This is a genomic window from Bacillus sp. ISL-4, from assembly GCF_018613275.1.
GTDB lineage: Bacteria > Bacillota > Bacilli > Bacillales > DSM-1321 > Peribacillus > Peribacillus simplex_E.
Genome location: NZ_JAGGQN010000012.1, coordinates 169,400 through 182,915 on the forward strand (window position 1 = coordinate 169,400; position 13,516 = coordinate 182,915).

General features: G+C 44.0%; 12 protein-coding genes. All 12 read right to left on the bottom strand.

Going from position 1 to position 13,516, the window contains the following annotated elements; translation table 11 throughout:
* Nucleotides 1–48: 48 nt before the first annotated feature.
* The 12 genes from pyrE to lspA all read right to left on the bottom strand — a co-directional run bounded on the left by pyrE (nt 49) and on the right by lspA (nt 13,333).
* Nucleotides 49–684, bottom strand: coding sequence for an orotate phosphoribosyltransferase (pyrE, locus tag J7J00_RS10210; RefSeq protein WP_214790356.1), 636 nt, complete (start codon nt 682–684; stop codon nt 49–51).
* A complete protein-coding gene (gene pyrF / locus J7J00_RS10215) occupies nt 678–1,394 on the bottom strand; it encodes an orotidine-5'-phosphate decarboxylase (RefSeq protein ID WP_214790359.1) in 717 nt (238 codons plus the stop codon). Before pyrF ends, pyrE begins: the two co-directional genes overlap by 7 nt.
* The gene (locus J7J00_RS10220; RefSeq protein ID WP_214790361.1) at nt 1,366–2,307 is read right to left on the bottom strand and encodes a dihydroorotate dehydrogenase; all 942 of its coding nucleotides are present in this window, start codon (nt 2,305–2,307) and stop codon (nt 1,366–1,368) included. Before J7J00_RS10220 ends, pyrF begins: the two co-directional genes overlap by 29 nt.
* Nucleotides 2,304–3,083, bottom strand: a complete 780-nt coding sequence (locus J7J00_RS10225; RefSeq protein ID WP_214790363.1) for a dihydroorotate dehydrogenase electron transfer subunit — start codon at nt 3,081–3,083, stop codon at nt 2,304–2,306. Before J7J00_RS10225 ends, J7J00_RS10220 begins: the two co-directional genes overlap by 4 nt.
* Nucleotides 3,080–6,286, bottom strand: coding sequence for a carbamoyl-phosphate synthase large subunit (gene carB, locus J7J00_RS10230; RefSeq protein ID WP_214790365.1), 3,207 nt, complete (start codon nt 6,284–6,286; stop codon nt 3,080–3,082). Before carB ends, J7J00_RS10225 begins: the two co-directional genes overlap by 4 nt.
* Nucleotides 6,265–7,371: a carbamoyl phosphate synthase small subunit gene (locus J7J00_RS10235; protein WP_214790367.1), complete on the bottom strand. Its 1,107-nt coding sequence runs from the start codon at nt 7,369–7,371 to the stop codon at nt 6,265–6,267. Before J7J00_RS10235 ends, carB begins: the two co-directional genes overlap by 22 nt.
* Complete coding sequence (locus J7J00_RS10240) at nt 7,368–8,654, bottom strand: dihydroorotase (RefSeq protein WP_214790369.1); 1,287 nt, start codon at nt 8,652–8,654, stop codon at nt 7,368–7,370. The genes J7J00_RS10235 and J7J00_RS10240 overlap by 4 nt, the downstream gene beginning before the upstream one ends.
* A complete protein-coding gene (locus tag J7J00_RS10245) occupies nt 8,617–9,552 on the bottom strand; it encodes an aspartate carbamoyltransferase catalytic subunit (RefSeq protein WP_214790371.1) in 936 nt (311 codons plus the stop codon). Before J7J00_RS10245 ends, J7J00_RS10240 begins: the two co-directional genes overlap by 38 nt.
* A gap of 195 nt (nt 9,553–9,747) precedes the next feature.
* Entirely contained in the window at nt 9,748–11,037 is a 1,290-nt protein-coding gene (locus J7J00_RS10250; protein WP_214790374.1) for a solute carrier family 23 protein, read from the bottom strand.
* 176 nt (nt 11,038–11,213) lie between these two features.
* Nucleotides 11,214–11,756 (bottom strand): bifunctional pyr operon transcriptional regulator/uracil phosphoribosyltransferase PyrR, encoded by a 543-nt coding sequence (gene pyrR / locus J7J00_RS10255; RefSeq protein ID WP_214790778.1) that lies wholly within the window; start codon nt 11,754–11,756, stop codon nt 11,214–11,216.
* Nucleotides 11,757–11,952: 196 nt separating this feature from the next.
* Nucleotides 11,953–12,870 carry an RluA family pseudouridine synthase gene (locus tag J7J00_RS10260; RefSeq protein WP_144527060.1) on the bottom strand — a complete coding sequence of 306 codons (918 nt, stop codon included), beginning with the start codon at nt 12,868–12,870 and terminating at the stop codon, nt 11,953–11,955.
* The gene (gene lspA, locus J7J00_RS10265; RefSeq protein WP_214790376.1) at nt 12,863–13,333 is read right to left on the bottom strand and encodes a signal peptidase II; all 471 of its coding nucleotides are present in this window, start codon (nt 13,331–13,333) and stop codon (nt 12,863–12,865) included. Before lspA ends, J7J00_RS10260 begins: the two co-directional genes overlap by 8 nt.
* Between the last annotated feature and the right edge of the window lie 183 nt (nt 13,334–13,516).

Sequence of the window (13,516 nt, forward strand, 5' to 3'; positions counted from 1 at the left end):
AAATAGAGGTGGCCCAATCCTTTGTGATTGGGCCACCTCTATTTATTTTCATGCAGAAATCCAAGCTGTATCAGCCGGATTCTCCCGCCATTTTTTTAGCTTTTCCAATTCATCTGCCGTGACGTACCCTTTGTCATTAGCGACTTTTATCAAAGTCGAGTAGTCACTCAACGAATGGTTAATAATGCCCTCAGCATCGAATTTTTCTTTTCCCTTTTCCAATTCATAAGTAAAGATCGAAACGACTCCTAGAACATCACAGCCTGCTTCTTTCAGCGCGTTAACAGCAGTAATCACACTTCCGCCGGTTGAAATCAAGTCTTCCACAACCACCACTTTTTGTCCTGGAACAGCGCGGCCTTCGATTTGATTGCCCTTTCCGTGCTCCTTGGCTTTGGATCGAACATAGCACATCGGTGCATTTAATTTTTCACTCACCCAAGCTGCATGCGGAATGCCGGCAGTTGCTGTGCCTGCGATCAGTTCAGCCTCAGGGAAATGTTGTTCAATCAATCCTTTCAATCCTTCCGCTATTTCATTGCGAACCTCTGGGTATGAAAGGGTTAAACGGTTGTCACAATAAATGGGTGATTGAATTCCAGATGCCCAAGTAAAGGGGTCATTCGGCTGTAGGTACACTGCTTTTATTTCCAATAGATGTTCCGCTATCTTTTTATTTAACATGATATTCCCTCCCAAGCTGCTTTCATATCCAAATAAGCCCGTAATGGATCTTCCGCCCCCGTTATGGCTCTCCCTACAACGATGGCATCCGCCCCAAATTCCCTAGCCTGTTCAGGCGTGGCAATTCTCTTTTGATCATGCGTCTGTCCCCCTGCATTTCGGATTCCAGGTGTGACCGTTAAGAATTCATGACCGATGCGTTCATGTATGTTTTTTACCTCATGTGTGGAACAGACGACGCCATCCAATCCTGCCTGTTTAGTAACTTTTGCATAATGGAGGACCGAATCCTCCAGGGATCCGGCAATGTTTTGCTCAACATTCATTTGTTCTTGTGACGTGCTCGTCAGTTGGGTAACCCCTATGCATAATGGCCGTTTTTTACCAGCGGACGTTCCCTTATCCAGGCCTTCGATGGCTGCTTCCATCATCTTTTGTCCACCCGCCGCATGTACATTGACCATGTCAGCCCCTAAAGTTGCCAATCCTGTCATGGCCATTTTGACCGTATTCGGAATATCATGAAGTTTCAAGTCCAAAAACACATCGTGGCCTTGCTCTTTTACGAAAGAGATTATTGATGGTCCATTCTGATAAAATAATTCCATCCCCACTTTTACAGCCAGTCTTTCCGAGTGGAACTGTTTCAGGAATGTTTCTGTTTGAATGAAGTCAGGGAAATCAAGCGCGATAATTAGTGACTGTTTCATTCTGCTTCCAGCTCCTTCCGGTACATTCTGAAATATGGTCAAATCCCAGCTCATCCAGCAATTTCGGTAATTCTTCGATGATTGTCGGACATACAAAGGGATCCACGAAGTTTGCGGTTCCCACCGCAACAGCACTTGCACCCGCATAGAAAAATTCAATGACGTCTTCCGCTGTAGCGATGCCGCCCATTCCGATTATTGGAATCGATACTTGCTGGCTTACCTCATAAATCATCCGGAGCGCAACAGGTTTTATTGCAGGACCAGATAACCCACCCGTTCTGTTCGAAAGGATCGGTCTGCCAGTTCTTAAATCCAATCGCATGCCGACTAATGTATTTATCATTGTCAACCCGTCGGCCCCGCCTTCTTCTACGGCTTTGGCCATTTCCACAATATTACTGACATTCGGTGAAAGCTTCACATATACAGGGACGGAAGACACTTCCTTGACCGCCTTGGTCACCTCTTTGGCAACTTCCGGCACCGTACCGAAAGCAATGCCCCCTTCTTTTACATTCGGACAAGAGATATTCAATTCAAGTGCTTTTACATTCCCCACCTTACTTATATCACTGGCTACCTTTACATAGTCAGCTATTTGCGAACCAGCAACGTTGGCGATGATGGGAACATCATACCCACCTAGCCAGGCCAATTCTTCACTGATGACCTTTTCTAAACCTGGATTCTGCAGACCGATGGCATTCAGCATTCCCGAAGAGGTTTCCGCAACACGCGGAGTCGGGTTACCGAACCTCGGCTCAGGGGTGGTCGCTTTGATCATGATCGCCCCAAGAATATCCAAGTCGAAAAATTGACTGTATTCACGGCCGAATCCAAAGCATCCAGATGCTGGCATGACCGGGTTTTTCAAGTTTAATCCTGGTAATTCAACTGAAAGCCTGCTCATAATACCACCTCTCCTGCCCGGAATACGGGTCCATCACTGCATACCTTTTTATAACTGAAACCAGTTGGATCATACCCTGTATGACACACGCAGGCAAAGCATGCACCGATGCCGCATCCCATCCTTTCCTCAAGGGACAGGTAAAGCTTTTTCTCACGATAGGCCGCTTCCAACGCTCTTAACATTGGTGTAGGCCCGCATGAAAAGATCGTTGCAAACTCTTGCTCCAAGTTGTCTATTACAGTCGTAACAAATCCTTTTGTCCCATATGAACCATCCACTGTGGCAATATGGGTATCACCTAATTCACTAAACTCTTTTTCGTAAAAAATGGCTGACTTGGTCTGGAAGCCCAATACATGGATTACCTTAACACCTTTCGCAACCAACATCCGTGATAATTGATACAGCGGCGGGACCCCAATCCCGCCACCAACCAATAATGCCGTTTCGCCCTCTTTGGCCTCATGAACGGGAAATCCGTTGCCAAGGGGTCCAAGGATATCGACCGCTTCCGCCTCTTTACGCTGTGATAACAGCGTCGTTCCTTTACCTTCAGCCCGGTATATCATCGTGAACTGTTTTTCAATGTTGTTGTAAGAAGAAATTGAAATCGGGCGTCTTAACAATGGCTCAGTGCCATCTGTTGTCTTAACTTGGACAAACTGGCCTGGCTGATTCATCTCTGAAACCAATTCACCTTGCAGAGTAAGTTCAAAAATGGATGGGGCCAGTTCCTTATGATTTAACACCTTCATTCTTTCCTTCTTGATCATATATAGCTCACCTCACGACTTTTTTCCGTTTTTCCCATTGCTTCTGCCGAGAAAGTCATGGATTCTATCACTCTTAAAATAGCTTCTGCCGTATCAAGTGATGTTAGGCATGTCACTCCATTTTCAACCGATTCACGTCGGATTCTGAAACCATCTCGGGCCGGCTGCTTACCTTTTGTCAAAGTATTTATGACAAATTGTGCTTCCCCATTCCGGATAACATCCAGCAGGTTTGTACCTTCTTCGCCAATTTTACCGACAATCGCAGTCGGGATGCCGGATTGCTTCAATAAGGCAGCGGTTCCGCTGGTTGCTATCAGCTTGAAACCGATATTATGGAAACGTCTTGCTAAAAGTAGCGCTTCTTGCTTATCTTTATCAGATATCGTCAATAACACCGAACCATGCCCCTTAATTTTGAAACCAGAAGCGACCAGCCCTTTGTATAGAGCCTTTTCAAGGGTGCTATCTTTCCCCATTACTTCACCAGTAGATTTCATTTCAGGTCCGAGTGAGATGTCCACACCTCTTAATTTCGCAAAAGAGAAGACCGGCACTTTCACATAGACCCCAGTTTGTTCTGGCACTAACCCCGATTTATAACCTTGGCTTTCAAGTGTGTGGCCCAAGATGACCTTCGTGGCTAAGTTAGCCATCGGCACGTTCGTAATTTTACTTAAGAATGGAACCGTTCGGCTTGAACGTGGATTTACTTCAATCACATACACTTCTTCATTGCTGATGACATATTGAATGTTCAAGAGACCAATTATATTTAAACCTTTTGCCAATCTGGTTGTATAATCGATGATTACTTCTTTTTGTTTTTCCGTTAAATTTTGAGGCGGATAGACTGCAATCGAATCACCTGAATGGACGCCTGCACGTTCGATATGCTCCATGATTCCAGGGATAACGACCGTTTCGCCATCGGAAATACCATCGACTTCGATTTCCTTACCCGTTAAGTAGCGGTCTATCAGGACAGGATGATCCGGATTTATTTTCACGGCATTTTTCATGTAATGCAGCAATTCTTCTTGTTTATAGACGATTTCCATCGCTCTTCCTCCGAGAACATACGATGGCCTTACTAAAACCGGATAACCAATATCTTCAGCAATGACGATCGCTTCATCAACCGATGTTGCGGTTTTACCCTTTGGCTGCGGAATGCCTAAATCCTTAAGTGCTCTTTCGAATTTATTGCGATTCTCCGCCCTATCCAGGTCTTCAAGTGAAGTACCAAGGATCTTCACTCCTCTTTCAACAAGACCATCTGCAAGGTTGATTGCTGTCTGTCCACCAAACTGGACGATGACCCCTTCCGGTTTTTCCAAATCGATGACATGCATGACATCTTCAATTGTCAATGGTTCGAAATAAAGTTTGTCGGAGATACTGAAATCCGTCGAAACTGTTTCGGGATTGTTGTTGATGATGATCGCTTCATATCCCGCTTCTTTAATGGCCCATACCGAATGTACGGTCGCATAATCAAACTCTACTCCTTGCCCGATCCTAATTGGGCCTGATCCCAGAACAATGACACTTTTCTTGTCAGTAACGATGGATTCATTCTCATCTTCGTATGTCCCATAAAAATACGGTGTTTCCGATTCGAATTCCGCAGCACATGTATCAACCATTTTGTAAACAGGGATGATTCCTTGCTGTTTCCGGTACTCATAGACATCAATTTCGGGAACTCCCCATATTTCTGCAATCGTTTTGTCAGAAAACCCTAGTTCTTTAGCCTTTTGCAATACTTCACAATCAAAAGAATGACCTTTAAGCTGCTTTTCAAAGTCGATTATCTTTTTCAGCTTATGCAAGAAGAATAAATCGATCTGGCTCCATTCGTGTATTGTTTCGATCGTTATTCCCCTTCTTAACGCTTCACCGATATAGAATAACCGTTCATCTCCCGCTTTCCTGATCCGTTTCTCTATTTTTCCATCTTCAAACTCGTCATTCAAATTAAGATGGTATAAACCCGCTTCAAGGGAACGGACAGCCTTTAAGATTGATTCCTCGAATGTACGGCCGATTGCCATGACTTCTCCGGTCGCCTTCATTTGGGTACCGAGTCTACGGTTGGCGCTTTCGAACTTATCGAAAGGCCAGCGCGGAATTTTCGTAACCACATAGTCCAGTGCCGGTTCGAAGCTGGCATAGGTTTTGCCAGTGACAGGGTTCATCATTTCATCGAGCGTCAAACCAACGGCTATCTTTGCTGCAAGCTTTGCAATTGGATATCCTGTTGCTTTTGAAGCAAGTGCCGACGAACGGCTGACCCTCGGATTCACTTCAATGACATAATATTGATAGCTATTTGGATCTAGCGCCAGCTGAACATTACATCCACCTTCAATCTTCAAGGCACGGATAATCTTCAAAGACGTATTTCGAAGCATTTGGTACTCTCTGTCACTTAATGTTTGGCTTGGTGCGGCAACAATTGAATCGCCTGTATGGACACCGACAGGATCGAAGTTTTCCATATTACAAACGACTATCGCATTATCATTTGAATCACGCATCACTTCATATTCCACTTCCTTGAAACCGGCAATGCTCTTCTCAAGCAGACATTGGTGTACCGGGCTGCTTTTCAGGCCACCCTCAACAATCTCGATCAGCTGCTCTTCGTTATCACAAATCCCACCGCCTGTTCCGCCAAGCGTGAAGGCAGGACGAACAATGACCGGGTAGCCGATTCGTTCAACGAATGTATAAGCCTCTTCCAAGTTATGAATAATGTCGCTATCAGGTACTGGTTCCCCTAGATCGTTCATTAGCGTACGGAAAAGGTCACGGTCTTCCGCTTGTTGGATAGCTGAAAGTTTGGTCCCAAGAATCTGTACATTGCATTCTTCCAGGATTCCTGATTCGGCAAGCTCGACTGCCATGTTCAAGCCAGTCTGTCCGCCCAAGGTAGGTAAAAGTGCATCCGGGCGCTCTTTACGAATGATTTTGCTGACAAATTCCAATGTGATCGGTTCGATATAAACCGCGTCAGCCATTTCGCTGTCTGTCATGATTGTAGCAGGGTTAGAGTTAATCAGGATCACACGATAACCTTCTTCTTTTAAGGCTATACACGCTTGGGTTCCTGCATAATCGAACTCGGCGGCCTGTCCGATGATGATCGGACCGGAACCAATTACTAGGATGCTTTTTATATCAGTGCGTTTTGGCATGTTTTTTCCCCCTTGTTGGTTGCAGCTTCAATCATTTGTAAGAATTCATTGAATAAGTAGTTGGCATCTTCCGGCCCTGGTGATGCTTCCGGGTGATATTGTACGGTGAAAGCCGGATACTTTTTATGGCGCAGACCTTCAATCGTATCATCATTCAATGCTGTATGTGTCACAATAAGTTCTGTATTTTCAATGGAAAGCTCTTCTACTGTATATCCATGATTTTGAGATGTGATGGATACCTTTCCGGTACGAAGGTCCCTAACCGGATGATTAGAACCTCGATGGCCGAATTTTAATTTTTCCGTATCCGCCCCGTTTGCAAGTGCGAATAATTGATGCCCTAAACAGATTCCGAATAATGGCACTTGCTGTTGGATTGTACGGATCATTTCAAGCGTCTCATGAACACTTTTCGGATCTCCAGGACCGTTTGAAAGCATCACGCCATCCGGATGATATTGCATCACTTCTTCGGCCGTGACGTTATAAGGCACAACCACGACATCACAGCCGCGCTTCGTCAATTCACGTAAAATCCCATGCTTCATGCCATAATCTACAAGAACTACCCGCGGACCTCTGCCCGGACTGGAATAAGGTGCTTTTGTTGAAACCTGTTTCACTTGATTAGAAGGAATCACCGTTGCTTTCAACTGGGAAACGACTTCTTTTGCATCTTTATTGATATTGCAGAGCGCCCCTTTAAGTGAACCTGATTTCCTGATGATTCTAGTCAGCTTTCTCGTATCGATTCCGCTTATTCCAGGTATGTTCTTCATTTTCAGATATTCATCAAGTGATAATTGGTTTCGCCAGTTGGAAGGAAGTTCTGCTGTTTCCTTAACGACGAATCCTGATATTGCTGGATTGATGGATTCAAAGTCATCCCGGTTTATCCCGTAGTTCCCGATTAATGGATACGTAAGTGTAACGATTTGACCGCAATAGGATGGATCGGATAGAATCTCCTGGTACCCCGTCATTCCTGTGTTAAAAACGACTTCACCTATTTTTTCTACGTCCCCTCCGAATGCTTCCCCAAGGAATACTGTCCCGTCTTCTAAAATTAGCTGTCTTTTCATCCTTGAACACGTCCTTTTTCCCAAGCTATTTTTCCTTCCGCAATCGTCATGACTGGCCAGCCATAACATTTCTTTTCATTAAAAGGTGTATTTTTTCCTTTTGAAGCAAACTCTTCTGCATTAATTCCTTTTTCTGTTTCCAAATCGATGAGCACGATATCCGCGATAGCACCTTCCTTTAGCTCTCCATAAGGAAGGGAGAAACTTTCAGATGGTTTGATTGTCATGAAATCGATCAATTGCTTTAATGTAATGACGCCCTTTTTAACCAATTCGGTGTAAAGCAGCGGGAAGGCCGTTTCCAATCCTACTATTCCGAAAGGAGCCAGCTGCATTCCCTGCGCTTTTTCCTCTGCCGCATGCGGGGCATGGTCTGTTGCTATAAAATCGATGGTTCCGTCAAGCAGTCCTTCTATCAATGCATCCCGATCTTCACGGCCCCTTAATGGCGGGTTCATTTTATAATTCGTATCAAGTCCCGGTATATCATCTTCACACAATAATAAGTGATGCGGTGTAACTTCGGCTGTGACGCGGATACCGGCGCGTTTGGCATCCCTTACCGTCCTTACCGATTCCTTCGTGGATATATGGCAAACGTGATAATGGCAATCCGCCGCTTCAGCAAGGAGGATATCCCGGGCAATATGTACAGCTTCACATACGGACGGAATTCCATTGATTCCCTGTTCTTTTGAGAATCTTCCTTCATGGACGGAGCCTTTATTGATTAAGCTATTGTCTTCACAATGAGCAACTATGGCCATATCTTGAGCGGCTGCCCGTTTCATCGCTTCCAGCATCATCCCTGCTTCTTGAATTCCCACGCCATCGTCCGTAAAGGCGAAAGCACCCGTTTGTTTTAATGAAGAAAAGTCGGTCAACTCCTTGCCTGCTTCCCTAATCGTAATGGATGCATATGGGAGTACCCTGACATGAGCCGTTTCTTCAATTTTCCTGTTTAGTGCTTCAAGGTTTTCCACTGTATCGGGAACTGGTCTTGTATTAGGCATCGCCGCTACCGTAGTGAAACCGCCTCTTGCCGCTGCAAGCGTTCCACTTGCGATTGTTTCTTTATGTTCACCGCCCGGTTCGCGTAAATGGACATGCAGGTCAACGAATCCTGATGTAATAAGTAACCCTTCAGCGTCAACTACTTTACAATTTTCCGTTGCCAAGTTCTCGCCGATTTTTGTGATGACCTTGCCTTCCATTTCAATGTCCGCTTTTTTGAATGAGTTTTGATTATCTAGCAATACTCCATTTTTGATTATTGTTTTCATGAATGTTTCCCCCTTCGGATTGTTCAAGCACATTTTTTAATACGGCCATTCTAATGAACACGCCATTTTCCATTTGTTTAAAAATTCTTGAGCGGCTGCATTCGACTAAATCACTGTCTATTTCAACACCGCGGTTTATTGGTGCAGGATGCATGATGATCGCATCCAGTTTCATATTTTTTTCACGTTGTTTGGTCAGGCCGAAACTTTCCAGATAATCTCCATTTTCCTGATCATATTTTTCAATATGCCTTTCATGCTGTATTCTGAGCAGCATGACCACATCCGAGGTAGCTACCGCATGGTCGATGTCTTCATACCTTCCTAAACTGTTTGTTCTGTCAAACCATTCAGGCGGACCCGAAAATACGACATTCGCTCCTAAACGAGTTAATGCTTCTGCATTCGATTTCGCAACCCGACTATGCCTCACATCACCGATTATGGCAATCTTCAGACCTTTGAAACTTTTAAACTCTTGTTTTATCGTCAATAAGTCCAGTAATGATTGGGTTGGATGATTTCCGCAGCCATCCCCTGCATTGATTATTGGAATCCCGATCTTCTCATTCAATTCGTCAAAATAATTATCCTGTTCATGACGGATGATCAAGGCATTTACACCTATTGCTTCTAACGTTTTAACAGTGTCATATAAGGTTTCACCTTTTAACACGGATGATGTACCCGCATCAAAAGGAATGACCTCAAGCCCCAATTTTCTTTCAGCCATTTCAAAGCTTGATTTTGTACGTGTACTTGGTTCAAAGAAGAGATTGGCAACTGTGGTCTGCTGCTTTGGATTCCAACTAGATCCGTTGGCAAAACACTCTGCCTCATGTAAAATTCTTTCAATATCAGTTAAAGTCAATTCATTCATGGTCAATAGTTTTTTCATCGATCCTGCTCCTTTCACATTTGTGATGCGGGGCATAAAAAATACCCCGCCATTAAGGACAGGGTGTAGGTCATAAAGAGTGTGAGGACACGGATGGTTTACACTTTATCCCGTTCTCATTCTCTTTACAGCAACACCCTTTTAAGCCTCTCTGGACTTCTTTTAAAAGGTGATTTATTGTTTTGATGCAGTATCTTATTTTTCAAATATATCTCCGGATATTTTTTCACGGTCCGGAAGAATCAAGTTAAGAAGGATTCCGACGATGGCTGAAAGTGCCATTCCGGAAAGCGATACCGTTTCCGATAGTTGTACGAACGCTCCTCCGATTCCTAACACCAGGATGACTGAAGCTATCATCAGGTTCCTTTTCTTGTCAAAATCGACCTTATTATCAATCAGCATCCTCAATCCACTTGATGCGATGATACCGAAGAGCAAGATGGAAATACCGCCCATCACAGCTGTAGGTATCGAGCTGATGACTGCTGAAATCTTACCGTTAAAGCCAAAGATGATCGCAGTCAATGCTGCCCCACCGATGATATACACACTGTACGCCTTTGTCATGGTCAGGACCCCGATATTCTCGCCATATGAAGTCAGCGGCGGCCCACCGATTAAGGAACCAATCATGATTCCTGCTCCATCTCCTAAAATCGAGCGATGCAAACCGGGATTTTCCAAAAAATTCCTTCCGACTACTTTGCTCAGTACCATCTGGTGTCCGATATGTTCTGATAAAGTTACGATGGCGACCGGTACCATGATGGCAATGACTTCCCATGAGAAGGACGGTGTATAGGTTACATATGGAAACATGAATTCAGGCATTTCCCACCATTGTGCTGACTTGATCGGTTCATAATCTATTATACCTGCAACAGCCGAACAGCCGTAGCCGACTATGATTCCCATTAAAATGGGGATCAAGTTAATGAATCCCTTAAAGAACACGTTGCAGATGATGGTTACCGCTAAAGTGATCAGCGCTATCACTATATATGTGACGCTGTATTTATCTTGTGGATCATACATGGCCATGTCCACGGCCGTTCCGGCAAGGCTTAATCCGATTACGATAATCACCGGACCCACCACAACCGGAGGAAGTATATTCATCAACCAGCGCAATCCGACTTTTTGGATAATCAAAGCTACTATTCCATATATGAACCCTGCTGCAAAACAGCCGATCATGGCCGCTTCCGGACCTCCTAGAGCCTTTGCTGCGATGATTGGCGAAATGAAAGCGAAAGATGAACCGAGATAAGCAGGTATCTTACCTTTGGTTATCAATAAGTATGAAAATGTGCCCAATCCGCTTGAAACCAGTGCTACCGCCGGGCTCAATCCTACCAAGAATGGCACCAGCACCGTTGCACCGAACATGGCGAACAAATGCTGGATACTTAACGTAATCCACTGGCCAGCCTTTGGCACGTCCTCGACATCCAGTACGATGTCCCTTTTAGTTTCTTCCATTTCCGTATCCCCCTCATGAAAATTCCATCAAAACTGCAAAAACCCTCTTTGCAATATACAAAGAGGGTTTCTCAGAAGGCGAATGCCTATGCGTAGGCACAGCTCTCCCGATTGACTCCCCTTTGCCAGCCTCTCTGGACTGTCTTTAAAAGGGTAATATGAAATTTTCATGTTGTTTAGTTTTCTAATATAGTAACTTGATCTACTTCATCTACTTCTGTCAAAGCAACTGTAATTTTTTCAGATTGAGAAGTCGGAACGTTTTTGCCGACAAAATCCGCGCGAATCGGCAATTCCCTATGTCCCCTATCCACTAATACGGCGAGCTGGATCTGCGAAGGTCTTCCCAAATCCACCAGAGCATCCATTGCCGCTCTAACGGTTCTGCCTGTGAAAAGAACATCATCCACTAAAATCACTTTCTTGTCAGTGATATTGACCGGAATGTCTGAGCCTTTTACGATGGGTTCCCCATCATTGGTCTTTTTCGAAAGGTCATCACGATAAAGTGTAATATCCAGTTCACCAAGTTCTATTTCCTTGCCTTCTATTTGATTGATGCGCTTTGCAAGTCGGTCAGCGAGGAAAATCCCGCGAGTACGTATCCCGATTAAGACGCAATTCTCAATACCCTTATTTTTCTCAATAATTTCATGGGCAATTCTCGTCAAGGCTCTGCTAATGGCCTGCTCATCAAGTACTATGGCTTTCTCATTCAACACGTCGGCCACCCCGATTCCTTTTTTCTGATAGGTCAATTTCAACAAAAAATCCTCATGCCAAGAAGGCATGAGGATTTTATCGCCATGGGCATGGTTATCCCACTTAGCGTATCCGTTTCCTTCTCAGTCTCTCTGAACTGTGTTAAAGGTTCTTATTAAGTTGTTATTATAATATATCAGAAAAACGAATTTGTCAATCTTTACTTCTACGTAATTGATTAATTAGATTTTCAAACTCTTCCGGAATCGGAGCTTCGAATTCCATATATTCATTTGTACGCGGATGAATGAAACCTAGAAGACCCGCGTGCAACGCTTGTCCATCTAATTTCAGTGTCTTTTTCGGACCATATTTCGGATCTCCCGCCAGTGGGAAGCCAATGTATTTCATGTGAACACGGATTTGATGTGTTCTTCCTGTTTCAAGCTGGCATTCCACCAAAGTGAAAGCTTTGAAGCGTTCGATGACACGGAAATGCGTGACAGCATTTTTGGAATTCGAATCTGTGACAGTCATGCTTTGGCGATCTTTTTTATCGCGGCCGATCGGTGCATCGATCGTTCCGAAGTCATGAGGGATCACACCATGAACTACAGCTTGATACTTACGGGTAACCGTTTTGTCAACAAGCTGCTGTACCAGTTTCTCATGTGCCATATCATTTTTAGCAACCATCAATAAACCTGATGTATCTTTGTCGATCCGATGGACGATTCCAGGCCGCATGACTCCGTTAATTCCAGAAAGATCCTTGCAGTGAGCCATCAATCCATTTACAAGCGTGCCAGATACATGTCCCGGTGCCGGATGGACGACCATGCCGCTCGGTTTATTAACAACGAGTACATCTTTATCTTCATAATAGATATCCAAATCCATTTCCTCTGCTACCGCATCCAATTCCTCAAGGTCAGGAATCGTCACTTCGATTGTATCGCCAGGAATAGATTTGTAATTCGTCTTTATTGCCGTGCCATTTACCAAAACATGATCATCCTTAATCCATTGCTGGACCTGAGTACGTGACCATTCCTCATTCAAAGTGGAAAGAGCCTTATCAATCCTAACTCCTTTTAGTGTTTCATCGATGCTGTATAACCTTTTATCCATTATCTTTCTCCTTAGCGTTTTTTTCTTCTAAAAACATATGAATCACGAGCAATCCGACACCAATTGAAAGCGCAGCATCAGCAACATTAAATACCGGGAAACTGTAGCTGAAAATATAGGTATGAACGAAATCCACTACTTCCTGACGAGCAACACGATCGATGAAATTACCAATCGCACCGCCTAGCATGAGAGCAAGTGCAACTCCAAGCAAAATGCTTTCCTTCGCCATTTTCTGAATATAATAGACAAGTCCAACAATGACAGCGATGGTGATGATGTAGAAAAACCACATTTGACCTTGTAGAATTCCCCATGCTGCCCCACGATTACGATGCGAGGTGATATATAGAAGGTTTTCAATAATTTCAATGCTTTCTCCGTACTCCATTTTTTTCACAATCATCCATTTTGTCAGCTGATCGAGAGCTATGACCAAAAGGGCAATCAAATAATAAAACACATTTTTTCCCCCAAACTAATCAAATCTTCACTTTTGAATTGTAGCATAAACTAGAAATAATGACTAATCCGAAAAGCAGAAGTCTGCTAACTGTACCTGAAGAATATCGGGAAGATTCGATAAAGGTAAAATTCCCTATTGGGGTTTTAGCTTTAATTCCCGCAAAAAGCCGGCCCTTTATAA